This is a genomic window from Priestia sp. HNGD-A6 (genome assembly GCF_045784335.1).
In the GTDB taxonomy this organism is placed as follows: Bacteria; Bacillota; Bacilli; order Bacillales; family Bacillaceae_H; genus Priestia; species Priestia zanthoxyli.
In genome coordinates this window covers 139693-163621 of the sequence record NZ_CP138622.1, presented here as the reverse complement: position 1 = coordinate 163621, position 23929 = coordinate 139693, and the positions used below count along the sequence as shown (strand labels likewise).

The following is a 23929-nucleotide window of genomic DNA, read 5'->3' as shown; positions in this document are numbered from 1 at the left end:
ACAATTCTTACATTGTATTATAGGTTAATCATTTTATTAATTGAAGATAAATCCTATAATACTTCTTCTTTGTTTTTTTAAAACTAATGGATTCTTTTTTATGAATTCAAAAAAATATTATGTTAACTAAAGGTGTATATCGTATATAGCTTAAAAACAGAAAAAAACTACTGACTTATCAGCGATCAATAGTTTTTCCTGTGAGTGCTCAATTAAATTTTATGAAAAATATTAAATTTATCCCATAGTTGTTCAAGGGACTCTAGTTTATCTTGGAAATTTTCTTCTTTTTCTTTTCCTACAGATATAATTAGTGCATTTATGAGACTAAGTGGAGCTACGAATGAATCAATAAAAGTCGGCATTTGACTAGATGCTGTTAATGGGATATCTGCATAAGGTATTAGAGGCGATAATAGATTATCTGTTATTGCAACAGTTGTTGCTTCTTTTTCTTTTGCATACGAAAAAACTTTTATTGTACTTTCCGTATATCTTGCAAAACTGATTCCAATTACTACATCATCTTCATTTAAATCATATATACGTTCTGATACATTCTCAATTGAATGAATAAGCTCGACTTGTTCTAAAAGAAATTGCAAATAGTACTGTAAAAATACACCTAAAGCTGTAGCACTTCTATTTGCCACAATATATACCCTTTTAGCTTTAAGTAGGCTCTCTACCGCATTTTTAAAAACCTCAATATCTAGTCCATCTAAAGTGGATCTAATGTTTGAAATATCGTCTAAAAAGATATCGTATACGCTTTGATCCTGATCTTTATATACTTCTTTGGATATTTTTAACCTCTCAGTTGTTGTCAACTGTCGTTGGGCAGAACTTTGCATATATTGTTGAAGTTCTGGATAACCGGAACATCCTAAAAAAGTAGCAAAACGTACAACAGTCGCAGGACTAACCCCTGTAATCTTGGCTAACTTATCCCCCGTTAAAAAAGGAACTGTATTAGGATTTTCTAAAATGTATTTAGCTATCCTCAAATTTGATTTACTCATAGTAGGCATCTGTTCTGCAATATGTTTATAAACATTCTTCATTTAATAATCTCCTTCATTCTAATCAAGTTATGTGTAATAAAAAATTATTTTCAATTATATATCCATCATTATAAACTAAAATGCCCTTCAAAAAATTGATCAGTTTTAGAATACCCCTCTAGTTTATACCTTTAAGATTTTGAAAATATCACCAATAACAATTAGTCTATTCTTTTCCGAAAACATTCACATATTACATTGAAGCATGTAATAAAAATAAGAGCTATAACAAATTATGCATGTGCATAGTCGTTATAGCTCTTAGTAAATTGATACTTTATTTAGTGATTACACGCTGAATTGCTTGGTCATGTGCTGCTACTGTACGCTGAATATCTTCTTTTGTATGAACAACAGACATAGAATAACGATTAAGAGGTTTTGTATAAACACCTAGTTTTAATAACTCATAATCAATTTTTTCGCGTAGTTTTGTATCTGCTTTATTCATATCGCGATAATTTTTGATATTACCTTCACCAAGAATAATATTAAAAATACTACCCATACCAACTGTTTGCATAGTCAACCCGTGGGATTTATATATTTCTTCTAATTGATCCCTTAACAATCGAGTATTTGCAAATAATTGGTCCATTGTACCTTTCTGCTCCAATACATTAATTGTAGCTAAACCTGCCGCAAGTATAGTTGGATGACCATTGTATGTTCCACTATGGTATAGAGGATCTTGTTTATTCTTATTCTCTGCTCCAGCTGTTAAAATATCGCGCCCATCCCTGGCAGAACTAATCATCATAATTTCTTTTTTACCACCAATAGCTCCCACAGGAAAACCTCCGCCAAGTACTTTTCCTAAAGCAGTAATATCTGGTTTAACTCCATAGACTTTTTGTGCTCCACCAAGGGAAATTCTAAAACCTGTCTTTACTTCATCAAAAATCAACACAATATTAAGTTCCTCTGTAATCTTGCGGAGACCCGTCATAAAATCTTGATCAGCTGGAATAAATCCACCTTGGATAGGTTCTAAAATTACACCTGCCAATTCATGAGCATGAGCTTTTAAGATCTTTTCTGTTGCTTCTAGATCATTAAATGGAAGAATCACAGTATTTTCAAGATAATAGTCTGGCAGTCCTCTTGATTCTCCTACTGCTTTAGGGGTTGTTGCCTCCCCTGCTTGATCTATATCAGGATTCACACTGACTAAAACTTGATCATATCCTCCATGATAGTGACCTTCAAATTTCGCAATTTTTTCTTTACCTGTATAGGCAACTGCTGTACGAATAGCTAAAAGTGTAGCTTCTAATCCAGAATTTGTATAGCGAACCATTTCAATACCAGGATACAATTCAACCAATTTTTCTGCCATCGTCGTTTCCATTTTATGTGGTGTACCGAAAATAGTTGTACCTGACTCCATCATTTGCTTCGTTACAGCCTCAAATACTTGCTGATGTCCATGACCTAAGATGAGAGCACCATAACATAGGAGATAATCAATATATTCGTTTCCATCCACATCCAAAAGCTTACTTCCTTTCCCTTTCTCCATCATTAATGGATGAGGATTAAAGTATTTAATGTTTGCTGTAACTCCTCCTGGAATTACCTCGCATGCTTTGTTAAATAAACTCGCAGACTTTTTAGTCTTTTCAGAAAGTAATGTTTCTTCTTGAATTTTCATAAAAAAATCCCCCTGTACCATCAAAAATTGAAATTATTATTTCACATATAATTATAACACGAAATAATAATTTCAATATAGGGAGAATTTCTTTATTTATAGAAAAAGAAATTAAATAACTGACCTTTTACCGATAACATCTGTTATGGTAACTACAAATGCATAGGAAGAACCAACCTGTGAGCTCTAGAGGTTGGTTTTTCTGTTCTTGTAAACGGAGTATAGTAGAATTACTTATGTGATACCTCACGGTGTCTTGGATAGTTTGCTCATAGCAAAGTACTTTCATTCAAAGAACGAGCCAATTCATAATATAGGCAGTCATTTATATAAGTTTTTTTTGCTTTGCTATACGCATAGAAATGTATCTATAGAGATGGGCAAGATTAGCTTAGATAGAAAATAGTAAGAGGATAACCTAAATAACTCCACCGATTAGGAAAAGCAGGTACTTAAGTGAATTTTTCATAGTTTATTTATTTCTTTCTAAAAAACACCTTGGAGAAAAGATGTTTTTTCTCTTTTTATGCTCTTCAATTTACAAAGAAGAGCATTACTAAATAGAAGGTATTAGATAAAGCTACTTACTTTACTCTACCTTTAGTAAACAGTATAAATCTGTGTTTATAGGAAAAAATAAACGTAATATATTGTTTGTTGATGAATGGAAACGTATTTACATCACGTAATAAAGAAAAGGTAGGAAAAAATTATGGTTCTTTCTGTTTTATTACTTGGAACTATAGGCGTAATTTCAGAGAAACATCTTTTTAAAGCAGGCAGTTCAAAGAAGGAGCGTTTAATTTTCTTGCTTTTCTTGTGCTTCTCCTTGATTCTATCCAGTTTAGATGTACTACACATACAGGTTCCTAATATTTTAAATGGCTTAACCACAGTCTTTCATTATCCAAATAAACTTTTACCTTAAAGATTCTTAGAAGGTGCAAACACATATGAAGAGTGATACATATCAAATGAATACCATTCATATTAGTTCAAAACAGTTTTTTATTATTACGATTCTATTTATCGTAGGGGATGCCGTTTTGTATGTCCCAGCGCTTATTATAAAAGAAGCAGGTCACAGTATGTGGATTGTTGGATTACTCAGCTTATGTGAAGGGATGTTACTGGCCTTTTTGTATGCTAAACTGGGAAATCAGCTTAAAACAAATAGCCTTATGGAGTTTTTAGAAAGGGTTAGTGGCAAATGGTTAGGAAAAATACTTGGGGGTTCTTTTTTATTTTATATATTTGTTGACCTTCTCTTAATGATTTATGAGATGGGATCTTTTATGGTGACGATTATTATCACGGAAACACCCATTGAGTATGTTATTATCGCTTTCCTACTAGTTGTTATTATCGGGGTTAGGTTAGGACTAGAAACCATCGTACGTTCTGCTCAAATCCTTTTTCCATGGTTTATAGGCCTGTACCTCTTGCTTATCTTTTCAAACGTATCTAACGCTACATTTGAGAATCTCCAACCCTTGTTTGAGAAAGGGACCTACCTAATCATAAAAGGGAATTTTTCAATCATATCCTATACGCTAGAAACGGTTATTCTTCTTTTTCTTTTTCCCTATGTAACAAAGAAAGAAAAGGCTACCCAAGCTTATATAGAAGGGGTTACGGCAGGCCTCTTTTTATTAATTGTTATCTCTATATTTGCATTAGCTGTTTCGGGTTTTGCTGTTTTGAAAATGCAGCTTTATCCAAGCTATATGTTAGGGCAGACTTTGCAACTTAGCTTTTTTAATCATATTGAGGTTGTTATAGCTATTATTTGGTTTATCAGTTTGTTTTTTAAAGTAGCCATTTGCTTTTTTGTATTAACTCAAGCCTTATCTGAAATATTAAAGGTCCAAGAATATAAGATTCTAACGTTTCCACTTGGTATGCTCATATTTGTTTGTTCCATTCTTTTTATTTCTAATAACACATACCTAGGTAATTTTATATCTTCTACGTGGATATCGTATTCAATTACGTATGGCGTTTTGTTTCCTTTGTGTTTGTTGATATTAAGTTGGATAAGGAGTAAATTACGCAATTAAGCTATGGTAGGTATTACTTATATACTTGTAGTGTCTTTTTATGAACAAAAAAAGAGCTTTATCGTAAAAGCTCTTTTTCATTATATTTATGGGTAAAAAAACTTATAGTTCTCTTATATTACAGAATCTATAGATTTACTCATTGTTGTATTATTTGTATTACTTTAAGCTTACTTTAATCTATGCTCATATTATTTAAGCTATTGTATTGAGAGCATTTGTGTAAGCTACAGCTTGATGTAAGCTTGCAAAAGTTTTAACATGGTCAACTTTAATTCCTAGGCCTACCATCGTTTGAGCAATTTCTGAACGTATACCACTAAGCACAACTTTTACCCCTATAAGTCCCAAACCATCTATAACTTTAAATAATTGATCTGCTACCATGGTATCAATAATAGGAACAGCAGATAAATCCATAATGAGCCAAGCTAAATGGTATTCACTACTTTTTGTTAATGCGTTTTCTATCAAGATTTGAGCTCGTTTTGTATCCAAATCACCTACTAAAGGCAGAATACCAACTGTTTCAGTCATACGAACAATCGGTACAGAGAGCTCATCAATGGCATACTGAGCATATCTAATGTTTTGCTTATAATCGTTAAGATAAGTCTTACTAATATACTGTGTAGCACAATCAATAATTGAATTAAAGTGGGAGATAATAGAGTAAAACTCTTTAATGGAAACCTCTTGCTTATCCAATTCTTCTAGTATCATATCTCCAATGATGTCCCGGTAGTAACTAATTTCTTCTAAAGCAAGGTTTAAAGGAAGGTCACGTTCTACTAGTACATTGGCCATTTTCCCCGCCCAATTTTTAATGAGAATAGCAGCCGTCTCTTTATCTGAAATAATTGATTGGGCGTAAATCGTTAATAGATCAAGGCGAAAAGGTGTTAGTTCTGTATGAATATCATGGAACTCCGCAAGGTCTTGTTTCTTCCTATCTGCAAGTTCCTCTTTTTGTTGAATAATTTTATCTTTAACCGTTTGTAATCGTTGGACATTTAGTAATTTCACAAGGCACTTCTCCTCATAGTTATAATATATAAGGTATAAATAAGCCGTCTACCTTTTAAAGGGAAGAAGGTTTGCTTTTCATTGTACCACACGTTATTACCTTTTAATGACTTATAACTAGTTGAGGAAGTAATTACCTGTCGTTTGAAGTATCTGTCATGAATAGATTCCATAATCCTTGTAAGTCTAAATAGAATACTCTACATTTCAAAGCTAAAAAAAGAAAAGCTCTTGACAATTCAGGAGTTTTTCTTTTTTATATTAAAGTGGCGTTTTCCTATTACTTACATTCTAATAGGTTATTTTCAAGCTTACGTATCCACTTATAGCACCCTAGCATAATTAAGAGGAGAAAAGGATCAATAATAGCTGAGTAACCTAAATTCCACCAGCCATAATGAAAGTACCCCCAGGGTTCAGGAAGTAATGTAAGGAGTTCATAAAGTAAAATACCTACTAACCAAAAGATAAAGTAGCAAATTTTTTTCTTAATAGGTCTTTTAAAAGGGTACCAATTAAGAAAAATCATGTTGACAGGTGGAAGCAGTACAGTATGGACAAGGATTCCTTTCCAATCAGCTTGTTTTGTAAAATACCAGTAGGCGTGATATTTTAAATCGATAAAAACATCAAACATATGTTGAAAAGCAATAGTAAATGTCCAAATATGAAAAATCTGATTCCCTGTTAATTTTTTATTTGTGGTAAATGCAAATAAGTTAAATACGATAATAGCAATAACAAGTCCAATCATATCTTCTAGGGTCCTTTTCAGCCTAAAATAATTATATTATTGAATATAAATTCTCTTTAGGCTGGTTTTTATTATGAAAAATATTGCAATTCAACTGTAGAATCTATTGCACGACATATGAAAAAGAAAGCGTAGTCTCTCCTCAAAAGAGGTAATTTTTTAGTGATAATGATTTTTTATAATTTCTCCATAAAATATAATTTGATTCAAATAAAGAAAAGGTATCCTCTAACTAAATCCTCTTTGCTACAAAAGTAAAAGGGAGTGTTTTAAGAATACTTACAGAGTGATTTCACATACTAAAGGCAAATTATATTTGCAAGGAGATAAGTACATGGGAACCGAACATAATGTTAAATTGAGTGCTGCAGAAATTGCACAACTGTGGTCATCTTACATGAATAGCAGCATGTGTCACTGTTTATTCACCCATTTCTTGAAAGTTGTGGAAGACAACCAAGTACAAACTATTCTAGATAAAGGTTTAGAATTAACACAAATTCATTTACAGAAATTAACTACTATTTTTCATAAAGAGAAATTTCCTTTACCACAAGGGTTTGTTGTAAAAGAAGACGTAAATACTGCTGCTCCAAAATTGTTCTCGGATAGCTTCATGTTATATTTCAGCTCTAGTATGGGGGCCATGGCTCTTAATTTTTACGCTGTTGCGAAGGCAGCATCTGTACGATCGGATGTAGACACATATTTTTCTGAGTGTATTCGTGAACTTAGTGAATTTGATAGTTTAACTAAAAATTTATTATTGTCAAAAGGGTTATTCATCCGTTCACCGTACCTGAGCCCTCCTCAAGAAGTAAGGTTTGTTGAGGATCAAACGTTTATGTCTGGTTGGTTCGGTCACAAAAGACCTTTATCAGCAATTGAAATTACAAATCTTTTCTTAAACTTACAAAAGAACGCTATGGGGAAAGCTGTAATGATAGGATTTAGTCAAGTCGCTCAGTCAAAGGAAGTAGGAAGGTTTATGGTACGTGGAAAAGAAATTGCGTCTAAACATACAGAGATATTTGGTTCTGTATTAAAAGACGATGACTTGCCAGTACCTATGACTTGGGATAACGAAATAACCGATTCAAAAATCCCTCCTTTTTCCGATAAAATGATGATGTTTATGACAACAGCTTTGATTGGTCTCAGTATAGGGCTATATGGCGCATCGATGGCAACCAGTATAAGAAAGGATCTATCTGTCGATTATGTCCGGTTGGCTGCAGAAATTGCTAAATATGCAGAAGATGGTGCAAAGATGATGATAAATAATGGTTGGCTGGAGGAACCACCACTTTCGGAAGATCGTGACAAATTAGCTAATACGTAAACTATAAGCCATAAAGGTAATACTCCGAAGTAAACTATATCAATAAAGGCTCTCATCCTAACTTGAGAAAAGATATATTATATATGAATGAATATAGTAAAAACTACCAACTTGTGAAAGAAGGTAGTTTTTACTTTTCGACTTTATCCAATGATGCCTCACGGCTTCTTAAGTATTTTACGCACTTAAGATATAAGCTATTCACATAGATAGTTCAGCATATACGAATAGCTTATATTGATTATCTGTATTTTATAATTTTTGTACAGCATATAGTAACAATTCTTCAATATTTCTTTTACCTAGCTCTTTCGCTTTTTGTTGCAATTCTTCTTTCAAATCGCTTGATAGCTTTACACGTACCACTTCCAAATCGCTATCAATATAAATGCCACGGCTACGTTTATTAATCTTTCCTGAGACAAGAACCGACTCTAATAATTCAATGATTTCTTGAGCTGATTCTGTCAACAGTACAGGTTTGATTTCAACTATAAATTGTTCTTTCTCTTCTTGTGGCGTAATTCTCATGTTAGTTGGACTTAGGTACTGATAAAATAAATCCATAAGCTTATAAAGTTGTGATTTTGCATAAGCTGTTTGCTTAAAAGCAAATGTTGCATAGCCTTCTTTCGTAATCGGTTTTTTTGATTCAATTTTATAGGCTGCTTCATAGCCTCGATCAAGTAATTCTTCTACTGTTATCTCTTCATGTTGCTCTGTAACAGCCATAATTGGATCTTCTACCGAGATGATACGTGCAAACTGCTCTTTTTCTTCACCTTTTTTTACAAAAAGCTGAAATAAAGCCACATTTTGTTCAGCATGATAGAAATGACGCTTACTCGGTTTGCGCCCAACTTCATGTGTACGCTTAAATTCTTCTAAATCTTCTTCATTGACAAAATAACAATTAATTCCTCGATATTCTTCTTGGAATGCTGGTAACAGCTCTTGCTTAATATATTTATTGACCGTTGTAACCGAGATATCAAGTTGCTGGGCTACCTCTTTTGTCGTAAGTCCAGGCTTCTTTAATTCTTCTTGCAAACGAACGACATCTTCGATATCAAATTCATAGCGTCCTTCGATATGCCAGTCATCTTTATTAATAGGATTTAATTTTCCTTGCTGAATATATGTATAAATCGTTTTCTTTGATGAAATAGATAACATCTCCATCACATCTTCAATAGTAATAATTTTAGTAGGATTATCAATCATAACATACACTCCTATTCTTTTTTCTTCATCTAATAATTAATTATATCATATATACATATAGTTAGAGTTTAAAAGTTTTTATAATCAATATGTAAATGTTATAACTAACTTATAAATATTTATGTTTTATTATTTACTCTAAGTGATGACAAATAGGAGATTTTTCTACAAATAATATAAATAATAAACTATTTTTATAAAAAGTAAGTTTATACTTTTACTTTTAAATAAGTTACAATTAATAAGTAATAACTATAATAAATAACTTTAAATGTATATTTGATTATAATAATATTAGATATTTAATGAAAATACTTAGTAGTTTAACCCTTGTTATTAAAAGTATTATTGCGTTTTAAAGGTTATTTATCATCTATATACATATAAATACAAACTTAACCCTTACATAGTTAAGAAAATATCTTAACACAAGGAAGAGCTATAAATAAGAAGACGCATTTTGAAAAAGGAGAGGTTTTATGGGAGATTTCTCATTAGTACATATAAGAACAGAAGTAAGAGAAAGAAAAGGGGATTTCAATAAAATCGTTTCATTGATGCTAGATAATAAATATTATGATGCATTAGAAGAAAGAAATGAGAATCACCAGAGAAAAAGCGAAGATAAGTTCAGTGATTTTACGGATGAAGAAATGATGTACTATTATGTTCATCAGCGAAAGCATATTCGAAAGGATCGAGAACGAAAAGAAAATACAAAAAACGAATACTTGCGGATTTTGTTGCAGTTCTATCAGTATGCGGTAGAAAGTGAGTCATTCTTACGCCAAGATGTAGACTATTATATAGAAGAAACTATGTTTAAAAACTTAAGACCTTGGCATATACGGAACTACCAAACATATTTAAGCACAGCACTATTAGGAAAGGGTGGAAAGCCATATTCACCTGCAACTTTAGACGCAAAAATGACGATTTTAAAAAGTTTCATGAAATGGCTACATGAAACGGAGTATATTCAGCATCCATTACATAAAGAAATCTTAAGCACTTCACTATCTGAGCAAGAAATTCCAAATCGAGATTTGTATTACCATGAAGTCAAACAGCTCCTAGATTACTACAAAGACCATCCTATTAATTATGGATTGTTAACGATGTTAGCTATGACAGGATTGCGTGTACAGGAAATAGCTAAAGCCTCGTGGGGAGATGTATATCTAGACAGTTTAAGTGGTCATTATCGACTAAGAGGAGTAGGGAAGGGTGGAAAGAAATTTGATAAGTTACTTCATCCATCGCTATATGAACGTATTCTTGCTTTTCGAGAACGACGTCATGCCAGTACAGCATTAAATTCAAGTGATCAAAGTCCATTATTTCCAACTAAAGATGGAGACTATTATCAATATAAAAACTTAAGTAATTATATTGTGCGTATCATTAAACGAACGGAATTACCTTTTATAAAAGAACGGAATGACAGGATTACGCCTCATTATTTTCGTCATTTTTATGCCATTTATAGTAGGCAGCAGGGAGCAGACATCTTTTTAATTCAAAAAGAACTAGGTCACAGTGATCGTAAGACCACCGAACGTTATCTGGAGAAGGTTTTACAGCGTGAACAAGAAATTGGATTGTTGTGGAAGGAACAAGATTTTTAATGGTAGGTGTTAAAAGAGAATGTTAACAGAAATATTTCCTTTCATTTACGGTTCGTGGATTTTAGGTATTGTTATATCAATTTTTTTGTTTAATCGTATAGTCTTAAAAAAGAAATATAAATTAGAAAAGGTATTTATGTTATTATTATTGATCTTTTATTTAATAGGTTTACTATCTGTAACATTATTTCCTATGCCTGTAGATGATAATTTAATACAATACCGAATTAGTAGTGGAGATAATGAAGTAAATAACTTGATTCCTTTAAAGTCTATTATTGGAGTAATAGATGGAAATTTTATTATGTCAAATATTTATCAATTGGGTGGAAATCTTATTCTGTTATTTCCTTTGGCAATTTTTATTCCATCGGTATTTCCTAAGCTAACAAAATGTAAGACGATTGTAATTGTGTGTGTTTCAGTCTCCCTTCTTATTGAATCATTACAGTATACTGTTTCTTCAATTATAGGATTCACATATAGAAGTTTTGATGTGGATGACCTACTACTAAACACCATTGGTTCTGGAATTGGTTTTCTATTCTACAAATACATATATGTAAAGGTTCTAAGAGATGAAATATTTGGATTAAAATAAAAGCAGACTATTTTATGACTGTTTTTATGGTTCTGCTTCAAAAAATACAAGCTAGAAAAATAGGGCGTAGTTTTCGAACCAGAACCATCTTTGTTATATTTATTCGTGGTTTTTCCTCTAAAATAAAGATTCTCAATTAATCAATTGAAAGCTCTTCTGCTTCTTGAAGCTTAAATGTATTGGAATTAGTAGTAATATTACTCATATAATTTGTCATTTCAGCTTCTGTTTTAAACATAAAAGTAGATTGAAATATTCTCTTTTCTTTCAGTGGTTTCACAAACAATCGGTACTTGGATTTTTCAGCATTTAGTGGTTCCATATGCGTTATTCTAAAATGGAAATAACCTTTTATATTATAAAGATCTAATTCTACCCCAAGAACTTTGACCTCTTCACGATTAGAGTAATGAAGTACGATTCCATCCTCATTTAATAGCTCATCTCCATTAAATCCAGGAGAAACGTCTAATGTAAAATCGGTGATATTTACATATTCTTTAAAGGGTCTCTTTTCTACTAAAGAACGGTACAGCTTTTCAATGTTAAAGACATCTTTTCGATCTGGTTTAGAAGAGGGAATGAATGTAACTTGTAAAACATCTTCTAAAGCGCGTATTTTCTCCCAAAAATTAATGATTTGAGCAATTGATTTACTTTCAGTTTCATTGGCGTTTGAAGGCGGAAATGGATGTCCTTGTAATTTGAAGTCTTGTTTTGCACAAGCCTGATAAAGCTTTAATATTTCAATAACTTCAGTTGAATCTTTAGCATGTTCAATATTGTATTTAAAAGTAAAGGTCAAGCGTCTATTGCTTTCGTTTAAAATATAGGAAATTTCAAAAGCAGGATTGTTAATACTTTTAAATTTCGTTTTATTCATGTCAGGATAGGGCTGTCTTTGCATAGAGAATTGTTTAACCACTCCATTTCCCTCTAATGATACGGTGAAAGGTGGTGGAAACGGTGCAGGATCTAAGAAAAGTTCAAATTCATCCAAAGCAGCCTCCTTTAAAGGAAATTGAACTAGGTCCTCAATGTGGATTTGCTTTCCGTTCAGAGACAATACTTTCTCTTTACTTGTTTTAACTTTAAGCTTACGTTGTGTCCGATACATGAATTCCATTACTTCATGGAAATTAGTAGGTTCGAAGTTTTTAGGTAAATCATTGGGTATTTCTACGTTGAAGCCTTTTAGGTTCATTTTCTCTGTGTCGCTAGCGAAGACTGCACATGCACCGTTTCCTACATCTGCGTACATAAGTCCGTCTGGCAAGTTACGCTTTTGGCCTAGTGACGTTAATACTTCTGCAGGAATTTTATCATCCATTTCATTTTTTTTAAAAAAAGCTTTTTCAAAATTAGCAAACATGGTTTACCAATCCTCCTTTAAATCGTTAAACACCATAATTTTTGACACAAGATCAAAAAACTCTTCTTCGTTTTCAGCCACGTTATTATCTCTTAAAAAGTTAATTAGCTCCATTTTTGAACTTTTATCGGTCACAATAATGTATTTAATAGCACTTAGTTCGAATTTTAACCATAATTCTGGGCGCGTTTGAATGGCTTCTGAGTAAGCACCATAACTTTTTTCATTCATTTGCTGTTGAGGAATAACTAATGGCAACTCTGTATCAACCTCATTGATGTTGGGAATAAAGCGCCATTCCCTTTCATCGTGAAAATTACGAATTTCATACCCTTTGTCTGTGATCATTTCGCCTTCAAGTGGCTTCATAAAAAGCAGGTCCGTTAATAGATAATTATTGTAAGCGCTAAAATCCTTTCTTTGGTCATCAGCTGCATGTGTAGCGTGATTAAAGATTGAGCTAAAATCTTTGCCCAAAACAGAATACTCATTGATGTAATGAATAGGCTGGATTCCTTGTCTAATCCCCCATTCCTTATTCATACCAATTGCAAAGTCTCCATAGTTACCCATGTGATCAATCAATTTATTCAAATGGATATCACAAAAACAACTCATAGGGAAAGCGATTTTATCTATTTCTTTGATGTCCAGATAGTCGATTTTCTCTTCATAATAACGAGGTAAAATGGCTTTCGATTTTAAAGTGAATTTTAGATAGTCCAACTTTTTCATACATTTGAATAGAACATTTGCACTTTGTTTTGGTCGAATGAACGCCTGGTTTGTTTGAAGAGCTCCTTCACTTTTAAAAATGTTATTGTCAGTAGATTTCTTTGTAGCTTGAGTCATTTTTTCCTCCCTAGTTAATAAATGGATATAACTGTATAAGGAATTATACACCTAAAAACATCATTTTTTATATCTTTTACATCTTAAAACCTATTAAATTACTAAAATAGTTACTTTTTTATGATTTTTGACTTATATTTAAATATACAGGAAGAATAACCCATGTTATTCTTTGTAAAATCAGACTGATTAAAAGGGGTGGGAAAATGAGAAATAAAAAAGCTTTTTATGCGTATGCAAGTAATAGAAAAGATTTATTAGAAGATATACATGAGGCAGTAAAAATAATTAATAACTCTAAGGGGGTAACAATAACAACTTGGGAGGATTTAACTATATCCGGTAAAAGTATTATAAATGGGATTTTGAAAGCTATCGATGAGTGTGACTTATTTATCTGTGATCTTACCTATCTAAATTTTAACGTACTATATGAGCTTGGTTATGCAATCTCTAAAGAAAAGAAAATATGGATTACATTAAACAGATCACATGCAAGGGCTGTAGCAAACTACAAAACTTTAAGGCCTATAACTACCATTGGCTATGCTGGATATGAAAACTCTGAGGAGTTAGCAAATCTTTTCTTTGCAGAATCTCCTCATGAGTACAGTAATTCTATAGATATAAAAAGTAACCAAGTTGAAATTACTAGAAATCTTATATATTTAACGTGTGAGAAGAATACTAGTGCATCTAATAAAGTATCCTCACTAATAAAAAAATCTTCATTACCTCAGAAAATGGATGATCCGTATGAGGGAAACCAGCCTTTAAGCTGGTATTTAAATGTTTTGCCTAATGCCTTAGGAGTCGTTATACACTTCCACACAAAAGATAGTGAAGAGGAAAATCCAATAATTACAGCAAGAAAAGCCTTAGTTTCAGGCCTCTCTAAGGGATTGGGATTAAAAACTCTATTACTAGCACACGAACCCTTTCAAGCTCCCTTAGATTATCAGGACCTATTAAAAATTCATTCTAATGCTGATGAGTGTGAGACATACTTTAGAGAATGGTTTGATCCTATACTCACAGGCTATAAGAGTTTAGAGGAGGATTATACAGAATATAAGTCTGAACAAAAAGCATTGGGGAAGTTATCAAGTTTGATTATTGGAGATTACGTTGCAGAAAATGAGAACCATGACTTAGTGGAGTATTTCCTAGAGACAGCAGAATACAAAGAAGCTTTAAATTCCCAGCAAGTCTTATTTGTGGGTAGAAAGGGAACCGGGAAAACTGCTAACTTAATAAAGCTAAAAAATGAGCTTTCGGCTGATAAAAGAAACTTTATTATTCCTATACAACCTCAGGGACATGAGTTTGAAGGAGTCTTAAATATATTCACAAAGTTAAGGAATGAAGCAGAACAAGGGCACCTTATAGAAAGTATATGGAAATGTCTTATTTATACCGAGATGGCTAAACAATATTTTGAATTTTTAGATTGTTTACCACTACATCATCAAAGATCTAAACAGGAAGAAGAGTTTTTTGAATTTGTAAAAAAGAACGAAAGACTTATTAATGCGGACTTTACATTAAGGCTTGATAACATTATTTCTAACCTTAGTAATTTAACACAAAGCCAGTCGATGGAAGAACAAAGGTTAAAGGTAAGCGAATACCTTCATGACACAGTAATTAAACAATTAAGAGATCACCTAGGGAATGTTCTTGAAAATAAAGAAAAGGTAACGATCTTAATAGATAATCTAGATAAAAATTGGAATGACAACGCTAAAATTGAGAAGTTGAGTCATCTGTTATTTGGATTATTAAATGTAGCCCATAAAATAACAGATGAATTCCACAAAAGCTCATACAAACATTTAAAGGTAAATCTTTCATTAATAGTTTTTATAAGAAGTGATATCTTTTCAAGATTAATGAGTTTCGCTTCTGAAAGAGACAAAATTCCTACAAAACACCTGTCTTGGTCTGAACCTCTTTTATTATTCCGTGTTATTGAGAATAGAATTCAATATAGTAGGGATGGGATTACAAGCCCTGAAGCTTTATGGGATCAGTATTTTTGTAAAGAAATAGACGGAATTCCATTAAAAAAATTTGTTACTGATTTAATTTTACCCCGGCCAAGGGACATTATATATTTATTTAAAGCTGCACTCCAAGAAGCAATCAATAGAGGACATTCAAAAGTAGAAGAGGAGGATTTTAAATCTGCAGAATATTCTTATTCTGAATATGCCCTTCAATCTTTATTTCCTGAGAATGGGGGAAGAATTCAGGACTTAGAATCCCTGTTCTATGAATTTGCTGGCGAAAATTCTATAATTACCTATGAACAACTAAAGGAATATTTAGAACACAGTAACCCAGGTAGAACTGAAGAATTAATAGAAATTCTTTGTGAGATGACATTTATCGGAAAAGAAATCCAAGATAATAAGTTTCAATACTACAGTGAAAAGAGACCATCAAAAGTAATTAATAGGCTAGCTGAGAGGTTGGCCGAACGAAACTCTCAATCACATAGATATAAAATTAACCCTGCTTTTTATGCATACCTTGGAATCGAAAAATCAAAAAATAGTCAATATACTTTTTAAGTAATTAATTAGCAGCAGCCTACATTTAATTTAATTACAAGGCTGCTGTATTTATTCTAGTTAGCTATATGAAGCACTAGTAGGAAACACAAGGTCATCATAGTATTTAACAGTTGAAGTATGTATTTATTTAGCAATTATAATTACATACTTATGTTTTAAACTATAAATTAAATGTGAAAGAGAAATAGCAAAGAGTAACGTTAGATTAGCTAAAATAAATTCTATATTTAAATAATAGAATTTATTTTATTTGGTTCCTAGAATTTATCTTATGTAAACTAGAAAAAGAAATAAGGCAAAACCTACTCATTTCTGAGTTAGGTTTGTAATTTTTATTTATACATGTAACTGCTGATTAACCAATCTCTTTACTCTCTCATAAGCTTTGACTTCACCTTGGTAAAAACACGCACTGTTCCAGTCTTCTCTTTTCTCCGCATCCTTTCTCCATGCATTAGACTGTTCTAGTAACTTATCAATGTATTCAATAAATTTCTTTCGTTCCATTTAATCACCTTCTTTTATCAAATTTGGAAATATTTTTAAGTTTTTTTGATAAGTAATATTTCTAGAATTTAGTGAGAATACCTGTTTGAATTTGATATAATCTCCAGGACTTTTAGGAATAAAAGAAATGACCCCCAGTAATGAAAGTCATTTCTTTTATTTTATTACCTGTTTATGCTCATTTTAATGAGTTATTTTAATTCTTTTTTGATTTTAGAAACATTACTTATGTTAATTTAAAGAGAAATAAAAAAAGCTGCCAATACAGTTAGGCAGCCCTTCCTTAAATATTCCTAATTATTCTCTCTACTATAAACTATAGAGGAAATATACTTATTTCTTTTGGTTGTTTGTTGATTTCTCATTGTTTTTTCCTTTTTCAGAAGTCGTAATATCCGTGTCTTTAATTTGACTTTCTGGTTGCTGATTGTTTACTGAGGTTGTAACCTCTTCAATCTCTTTAATAACAGGAGAAGTTGTCACTTTAAGTTGAGCTTCTTGTTTCTTGTTGGGTGAAAGTTTAACTTTTTCCTCTTTTGGAGCATCAGAGGCAATTGCGGCAGCAACTTCTTGGTAACTTTGATCTACGTGATTATCCATGTTTTGATAGATTTCAGAGTCAGCAAGTTCAGGAATCGCGGGAAGTTCTGACTGTTCAATTTTTGCTTCTTCCTTTAGAACAATATCCTTCATCTCTTTAACCTCTTGAATTTTACGCTTACCAATGATGACTTCTTCCACAACTACAGGCCTCTTGGTTATTTCAACTCGCTCCTCCATAATAGGAATACGAATGATCTCGTTCTCTGTCAATGGGCTACCATCATACTGACCGTCTATGACCGGGCGACGTTCTACGTAGACTTCCTCACGCATAACTGGAACCTGGATAGTTCGTAGTTCTTCTACAATTTCCTTACGAAGCTGTATTTCCCCAGTCTGAACTCGCTCTTTCCTTACATTAAGTTGCTCTTCACGAAGTTGCACTGACCTATGCTCCTCCGTCTCGTATGGCGACTCCCTAACCGTAGTAGTATATGAAGGAATTATTTGAGTTTCATCCACATCAATTAGAACAAGGAGTTTCCCTTCCTTTACATCCATTTCACACTGTTTTGCAGTAAAGTTTTGAATCCCCATTCTAACAAGTTTTGAAGTTAGGCCACCAGCTTGGGTAGTAGAAATCATTCCACCTGTCATCATGGTAAGAAAGCTGTCCATCATCACACCTGCCAACGAACTTACAGCTGGTGTTCCAGCTTCTATCATTACATTCGTTTCAGCCCCTAACTGTAAAGTATTAGTGCTATCCTTTGCTACTACTAATATGTCTGTTTCACGATACCCCTGATGTTTTAACCCCTTAATTGCATGTATCGCTTCTTGCTCCGAATGAAAAATCCCTGCAACTCGTTTTTTCGTTCCCATTTTCCCATCCCCTTAAATTTTAATTAAACGAAAACTTCTTTTCACATTTAATTCCATCCTTATTGTGTATATCATGTACCCAGTGGGTTTCTATTTAAAACTTGATACGGATGACTATGTAAATGACCCCTAAATTATAAAATTTAGAAAGATGAAGTAGAGGCGATATCCATATTCGGGAAAACTTTAGAGTTTTTATTGAAAAAGAACATTTGTTCGTATATAATATGAAAAAGGAAAAACCTCATATTTTTCCTTAATTGAAACATATAGGGTATTTAATACAGAGATAATTTACAATTAGTTTTCATGGGGGAGAAAAAGCGATGAGTTCTACATACCATCATTTAAAAGATACAAAAAAAGAAGAAGGGCAAAAAGAATTACTTGAGAGAAACCTAGAAGCTCATAGAAGTAGAAGATGGGTAACCAACTCTGTTTACGCTATGTCACTACTTGTAGTCGTACTTTGTTTCTATTTTCATGTACCAAAGGCTGCAATTATTACTCTAATCTTATTTTTAATATGTGCAACTAGCGAAATACTGTATAGAGCGTTAGATAAAAAGATAGAACTACGGTTAAAACGGATTAAACAGGAGAAAAGAAAAATCATATTTAAAGGAAATAAATCCTAACAGCTTTTCTATAAATTCCTTTCTGCTATACAGATTTGAAATTATTTTTCACATGAGAACGAAGAAGAAAGAGTTAACTTCGTTATAGAAGAGAAAGAATAACAAAAAATCATCCTTGATAAAGTTTACTACTATGCTGAATTTACTGATAAAGTTAGTGTCCGACGCGATAACTGCAACTCAGCTTATTACTTCAAAATTTCCGTGAAAGGTGGCGTTTTCTTACGTGAATGTAGAGAATATGGCATAAAGAAGAGTATAATAAGTAATTTTGTTGATTCATTACTCTCACGAACCGAATCTTTCTCATTTTATTAACTATATTTTGATGTTTTTCTTCATTTTATTCTTCCTTATTATCTCTCTCTTTGTTGATAAAGAGATTAGTCAATTTATTGATGAGATGTTAAATGAATTAGAAAAGATTAAATAGAGCTATTAAAAGCAAAAAAGCAACCTCGGCATTGGCCAATGAACGAGGTTGCTTTTTTTGTAAGGGTTTGTTCATACGTATCCGAAGTATGAAGCATAAGTAGATTACCATGTTTTGTAATTAGAGACCATTTTTAATGTGTTGCTTGTGAATAAAACGTGCACCTGTTATGTACTCTCCTTCCATTGGGTATCGAGTAAACTTAGTTACATAAAGGATGTATAAAAACATGGATAAAGGAAACAATCATTCATTCTTAAACTCTTTGCCTCTCAAGGGTTCTCTTTTTGGATGTCTTCTGGAAAGAGTGATTATGTCAATTAGCTTTTTATATGATATATCTTATAATTGAACAAATACAACTTTTTTTCCTGCTATTATCAATAAGGTGGTATATATACATTCCTCAAACTTCCCTTATTACTTAAGGAGTTCTTTTCTGATAATCCCATATATCTGTAGTTTTAGGTTTATGACCCAATAGACGTAGCATTACTTCCTGTTAAGTACCCAAAATGGTGATGTATGACTGTGTTTGACAGATTTTTGTCACCCACGCTGTGAACTCGTCAATCATGTTAATCAACTCACGAATGTACGTTTTTTTGTGACGATCAAACTGTTTGTACGTTTCCTCCACTTTATTAAAATCAATCCATTTCTTTAGTTTAATCATAGGAGGGTTGCTAATCAAAAAACATGCGAGTTCTTGCAGCTGATTACTGATGAGTAGCCATGTTTCTGCTTTAATTTCTGTCACTTCTGTAGGTTGATACTGTGGGACATACTTGCGAATTACGGTGTAGAAATAAGCAAAAGCTTCATCAGCAAAATAGACCGAGTCTTTATTCCAATACTTTGCATTGTACTCACCTGGTTTTATTTCTACATAATAAGCATTTTCGACGTTGTCCACATTTGTTATCATTTCAAAAGGGGATTCCATAGCAGCACCTCTTTTTTTAATAACGTTAGCATACCCTTTTTCGCAAAAACCTCTGCGGAATTTTCATAATCATGTTCAAACTCAACAAAGTAGTCACTTTCATGCAGCATATGCATAGTTAATCTATTTCCAATCTGTTTAATAGTTTCATCTATGCCGTTAGAATGGACTCCAACATTTTCTAAGTTAGAGAGCATGTCGTAATTATTATTGCTAATATGCTTAATCCGACCAAGTATTTCACTGTGTTTTCCTTCTATATAAAAAGACAGCCATTTTAATAATAGCTGCCTAGTAAAAAATAGTTATTAGTTCTCTTACCTTCACTTCAATTCATTTATTCCTATTAGTTAAACAAAGTATACTCTCACTTTTTTTACTACATATGCAAACTAAAATATAATAGTGATTATTGAAGAAATGGACATGTGTAATCTTTTTACTCTTCCCACTGTATTAAGTTGGGACTTTTATCTAGAATTGAGTCATATTGCTCTTTTATTCCATATCGAGCCTGAGGGTCAATAGTTAAATACCTTTTGTATTTTTCTAAGCGATATTCTAATTTGGACCACCCGTAGTGTTTTACTCTTAGGTTAGAGATACTATTTGGCAACTGAAATATATTTTTAGGGAACCTCCCACAGTGCTGAGGAGTTTCGTTCCATACATAAGAGAAATCCTTCCTGTATCGAGCGAGAAATGGTCGATAGAAAAGATGAGCATACCAATATTCGTCCTCACGATAATGGGTATTACTCCAAAAATCATAGAGTCTAAAAGAATAAAGGTCATAATCCTCTTGTTCAAGAAGCTGTTCTACCTCTTGCTTAAATTTATGTTCAAATAGTTCATCGGCATCTACATTTAAAATCCAATTAGGATTCGTCTTGGTTGTCTCTTCCCATTGTTGCTGGCGTAGCTCTACTTCAGTAGAAAATTTCGAAACTTTATTTTGCACAATTTTGCATGGTACGGTTTTTAAAACTTCCTTACAAATCTCAACTGAATTGTCTGTACTCCCATCATCAATAATGACAGCATTATTGATGTAAGGAAGGTGGCTCTTTAAAACTTCTCTTAAGAAACGGTTCCCCTCGTCTTTAATTATCATAGACAAGGTAAGTTCTGGTTTTGTAAGGGTAGATACATTAATGTTTAAAATAGGAGCTTTCTGTCTAGGCGTGTTTTTTTCAAGAAATGTTTTTCCACCCTTTATGTCCGTGTCTCTATAAATATGGTAGGCAGGATAGTGTGTATCTACATGTAGAGAAAGTCCTATTGCGGCTGCACGTACACAAAAATGGCGATCTTCTCCCCAAAATGTTAAGTTAGGTATTTTGCTGAAGTTAACGCCTTTTTGAAGAGCATTTTGTGAAATGAGAGTGCAGGCACCAAGTCCTCCTACCTCATAAACTCCTGGATTTCTCATTTTAGTAATGAAGTCTTGATATCGGATATTTATTTGATCGTCAGATAACTGTTTTCCAGGTTGTACATTGTATTGGGTATATTCATCGTAAAGCCATACTTGAGGTTGCTCTATCGATTCTGGTTGCCATTTTGTCCAAAAAATTTCAGAAATAATATCTTTTCGTTGTTGAACCAAATGAACAAGAGTTTTTGGGGATAACAACAAATCAGAGTCTACAAAAAATAAATAATCATAGTTTTTTTCTTTTGCATACTTAATAATTAAATTTTTAAAATTAGCTACTTTCCACACTAGATGTTCATTCCACTGATGAGTCTGCTTATCCTTCAAATAAACATCTTGATAGAATGATTTTTCAATAACTACTGATTCAATACACTCTTGAAATTGTATAAGAAGACGACTAGAGTCAGCGTTTTCGTTATCATCTATGAAATAGAAATGTACTAATAACTCTTCTTTTTTGAGCTGCTTTAAAGACTCTAAGAATAAACTTAGAATTTCTAATTTTTGATGTATAGGACTTGCGATCAGTACTCTCAGTTTATGAGTCACTTCCTACACCATCTTCTATCAGGAGTTGGGTTTCTAAATAACTTTTATTATGCAGGTATTTAGGATCGGTAGGCCTATAACCACCTGCTAATTCATTGTGGTAGGTTGCCATTCTATAGTCTCCTAAATAATCATAACAAACACATAGTTGGATATGGGGAATCCATGTAGAGTAAAGATAATTGTGAATTCCATAATTGTCTTTTGAAACTTCGGTTTTTGTTGCTAAATCATACCAGAAAACAGCAGAACGGTAATCATTTTTTTTTATAAAAAAGTAAGCCAATCTGCAACAGATTTCCGGTCTGGGAGCAGCATAGGTAAAGGATCGTAGTAAGGATTCCATCATTTTCTCTTTATCTAAAACATCATGATAACAATCAGCTAAGTTTCTACACGTTGCGATATTATCCTCAACCCATCCCTTCTCTGTTGAAAGGAACCGTTCATAAAAATTAATGGCTCTTGCAATTTGACCATGATCTTTTAATTCATTCGCAAAATAATATAAGTCTCTTGGAGAAAACTCTTCGCCATTAATTAAATTTTTTTCATAAATTTTTAAATTTCTTTCAGAATCATGGTGGATGCTTTTATGAGTTATAGCTACTTCACTATTACTAATGTTCCCCCATACCTCAAGGTATTCATGGACAAAACCAATCCACTTAAACCCTTTACTTCTCTTCACTAACCTATTTCTTCTTAGACTTATTATAACATTGCCGTATTCATCTGTTGCTAAATTATAATTCATCGTGACGGAGTCAATATTAGAATCTAGATTTATTTTTAATTCAAAAAACTTTTCTTGGTCTTCTTCTAGCAATATATCATCTGCGTCTAGCCACAAAATATAATCTTTTGTAGCCTTCTGAAAAGCATAGTTACGCGCAACTGAAAAATCATCAATCCATTTAAAGTCATAAATTCGATCTGTATAGTTTCTAGCAATTTTCTTTGTTTGGTCATTTGATCCTGTATCAATAATATTTATTTCATCAACTAATTGGTAGACACTTTCCAGACACCTCCCAAGTGATACTTCTTCATTTTTAACAATCATACATAAACTGATAGAAATCATTTCTCATTCCTCCTATAAATTTTAGTAGATCCATGGAAAAATATTAAATTGTTACTCTCAGTATATATTTATATGTTTTTCAGGCGATAATTTTGAGTTCTACTATAAAATAGCTATTAATTTGAAATATTTTTTAATATTTATAATAACTATGTATAGATAATTAGGAAAAATTCCTTATTTTAATACAAATTTGCTCCTATCATGTTTTATCGCCAAGATTTTTTAAATTAAAATATAAAAATTACCTAAGTTGAATTTATAATGAATTATTTATTTTGAAACAAAGGAGGACCACAATGGCTTATAGACGTGCATCTAAAGTTAGGTACTTTACTTCTAACGATGAGATGAATTACTTGAAAAAGAAGAATCCTAAAAAAATGGATTGTATAGATATTAAGAGTTCTCAAATTAAAAGGTTGCTTACTATTTTAGATAGGTTAAAAAAGGAAATCCCTCTGATTCTGAAGAATCCCACTTCTAAAAATATCAATACTATTTCTAATTCACTAAACTGTCTTATTGTCTTATTAAATGAATTGAAACCTGATTCTTCAATGACTAATCATTTAATTATTACTGTTCAAAATTTATTATCTGCTTTAAAAACAAGGTTGGTTCCTCCAGTAAAGTTACTCGAAACACTAATTAATAGTTTAAAAACACTTATTACTCTTCTGTGCTTAAATTCAGAGACGCATATTCTATTCTTCAAAGTTTTAATACAAATCGAAGTTATTT

The 23929-nt window shown here is 32.2% G+C and carries 18 protein-coding genes and 1 pseudogene; 7 read left to right on the top strand and 12 right to left on the bottom strand.

Features of this window, described 5'->3' with window-relative positions:
- Positions 1-212: 212 nt before the first annotated feature.
- The gene (locus SCI76_RS27445) at positions 213-1064 is read right to left on the bottom strand and encodes a MurR/RpiR family transcriptional regulator (RefSeq protein WP_155017626.1); all 852 of its coding nucleotides are present in this window, start codon (positions 1062-1064) and stop codon (positions 213-215) included.
- 277 nt (positions 1065-1341) lie between these two features.
- Positions 1342-2718 (bottom strand): aspartate aminotransferase family protein, encoded by a 1377-nt coding sequence (locus SCI76_RS27440; protein WP_155017627.1) that lies wholly within the window; start codon positions 2716-2718, stop codon positions 1342-1344.
- 953 nt (positions 2719-3671) lie between these two features.
- Between SCI76_RS27440 and SCI76_RS27435 the strand changes: the two genes are divergently transcribed.
- Complete coding sequence (locus tag SCI76_RS27435) at positions 3672-4778, top strand: endospore germination permease (protein WP_155017628.1); 1107 nt, start codon at positions 3672-3674, stop codon at positions 4776-4778.
- A 195-nt stretch (positions 4779-4973) separates the two neighbouring features.
- Here SCI76_RS27435 and SCI76_RS27430 read toward each other — a convergent pair whose 3' ends face one another.
- Together SCI76_RS27430 and SCI76_RS27425 are read right to left on the bottom strand one after the other, a co-directional pair.
- A complete protein-coding gene (locus tag SCI76_RS27430) occupies positions 4974-5804 on the bottom strand; it encodes an STAS domain-containing protein (RefSeq protein WP_108674963.1) in 831 nt (276 codons plus the stop codon).
- Positions 5805-6084: 280 nt separating this feature from the next.
- Positions 6085-6558: a hypothetical protein gene (locus SCI76_RS27425; RefSeq protein ID WP_108674964.1), complete on the bottom strand. Its 474-nt coding sequence runs from the start codon at positions 6556-6558 to the stop codon at positions 6085-6087.
- A 334-nt stretch (positions 6559-6892) separates the two neighbouring features.
- On the opposite strand from SCI76_RS27425, the gene SCI76_RS27420 reads away from it, so the two are divergent.
- Positions 6893-7900 (top strand): DUF3231 family protein, encoded by a 1008-nt coding sequence (locus SCI76_RS27420; protein ID WP_108674965.1) that lies wholly within the window; start codon positions 6893-6895, stop codon positions 7898-7900.
- A gap of 252 nt (positions 7901-8152) precedes the next feature.
- Here the strand turns inward: SCI76_RS27420 and SCI76_RS27415 are convergent, their stop codons facing one another.
- On the bottom strand, positions 8153-9124 hold the full coding sequence (locus tag SCI76_RS27415; RefSeq protein WP_155017629.1) for a helix-turn-helix domain-containing protein: 972 nt from the start codon (positions 9122-9124) through the stop codon (positions 8153-8155).
- A gap of 479 nt (positions 9125-9603) precedes the next feature.
- Here SCI76_RS27415 and SCI76_RS27410 point away from each other — a divergent pair, with 479 nt between their 5' ends.
- Entirely contained in the window at positions 9604-10752 is a 1149-nt protein-coding gene (locus tag SCI76_RS27410) for a tyrosine-type recombinase/integrase (protein ID WP_407545263.1), read from the top strand.
- Positions 10753-10771: 19 nt separating this feature from the next.
- Positions 10772-11353 carry a VanZ family protein gene (locus SCI76_RS27405; RefSeq protein WP_407545262.1) on the top strand — a complete coding sequence of 194 codons (582 nt, stop codon included), beginning with the start codon at positions 10772-10774 and terminating at the stop codon, positions 11351-11353.
- Between the two features lie 136 nt (positions 11354-11489).
- Here SCI76_RS27405 and SCI76_RS27400 read toward each other — a convergent pair whose 3' ends face one another.
- Together SCI76_RS27400 and SCI76_RS27395 are read right to left on the bottom strand one after the other, a co-directional pair.
- Positions 11490-12725 carry an abortive infection system toxin AbiGii family protein gene (locus SCI76_RS27400; RefSeq protein ID WP_407545261.1) on the bottom strand — a complete coding sequence of 412 codons (1236 nt, stop codon included), beginning with the start codon at positions 12723-12725 and terminating at the stop codon, positions 11490-11492.
- A 3-nt stretch (positions 12726-12728) separates the two neighbouring features.
- A complete protein-coding gene (locus tag SCI76_RS27395; protein WP_407545260.1) occupies positions 12729-13577 on the bottom strand; it encodes an abortive infection system antitoxin AbiGi family protein in 849 nt (282 codons plus the stop codon).
- A gap of 206 nt (positions 13578-13783) precedes the next feature.
- Here SCI76_RS27395 and SCI76_RS27390 point away from each other — a divergent pair, with 206 nt between their 5' ends.
- Entirely contained in the window at positions 13784-16153 is a 2370-nt protein-coding gene (locus SCI76_RS27390) for a P-loop ATPase, Sll1717 family (RefSeq protein ID WP_407545259.1), read from the top strand.
- A gap of 339 nt (positions 16154-16492) precedes the next feature.
- Here the strand turns inward: SCI76_RS27390 and SCI76_RS27385 are convergent, their stop codons facing one another.
- Together SCI76_RS27385 and SCI76_RS27380 are read right to left on the bottom strand one after the other, a co-directional pair.
- Entirely contained in the window at positions 16493-16663 is a 171-nt protein-coding gene (locus SCI76_RS27385; RefSeq protein ID WP_167387340.1) for a hypothetical protein, read from the bottom strand.
- 333 nt (positions 16664-16996) lie between these two features.
- Complete coding sequence (locus SCI76_RS27380) at positions 16997-18091, bottom strand: YsnF/AvaK domain-containing protein (RefSeq protein WP_099331451.1); 1095 nt, start codon at positions 18089-18091, stop codon at positions 16997-16999.
- A gap of 326 nt (positions 18092-18417) precedes the next feature.
- Between SCI76_RS27380 and SCI76_RS27375 the strand changes: the two genes are divergently transcribed.
- Positions 18418-18729: a hypothetical protein gene (locus tag SCI76_RS27375; protein ID WP_099331450.1), complete on the top strand. Its 312-nt coding sequence runs from the start codon at positions 18418-18420 to the stop codon at positions 18727-18729.
- A 935-nt stretch (positions 18730-19664) separates the two neighbouring features.
- Here the strand turns inward: SCI76_RS27375 and SCI76_RS27370 are convergent.
- From SCI76_RS27370 to SCI76_RS27360, 3 genes are all read right to left on the bottom strand, one after another.
- Positions 19665-20108, bottom strand: coding sequence for a hypothetical protein (locus tag SCI76_RS27370; RefSeq protein ID WP_048018774.1), 444 nt, complete (start codon positions 20106-20108; stop codon positions 19665-19667).
- A gap of 439 nt (positions 20109-20547) precedes the next feature.
- A complete protein-coding gene (locus SCI76_RS27365; protein ID WP_099331449.1) occupies positions 20548-22098 on the bottom strand; it encodes a glycosyltransferase in 1551 nt (516 codons plus the stop codon).
- Positions 22088-23185 (bottom strand): glycosyltransferase family 2 protein, encoded by a 1098-nt coding sequence (locus tag SCI76_RS27360; RefSeq protein ID WP_099331448.1) that lies wholly within the window; start codon positions 23183-23185, stop codon positions 22088-22090. Before SCI76_RS27360 ends, SCI76_RS27365 begins: the two co-directional genes overlap by 11 nt.
- A 299-nt stretch (positions 23186-23484) precedes the next feature.
- Between SCI76_RS27360 and SCI76_RS27355 the strand changes: the two are divergent.
- Positions 23485-23922, top strand: a pseudogene (locus tag SCI76_RS27355) (collagen-like repeat preface domain-containing protein); the annotation flags it as partial.
- Between the last annotated feature and the right edge of the window lie 7 nt (positions 23923-23929).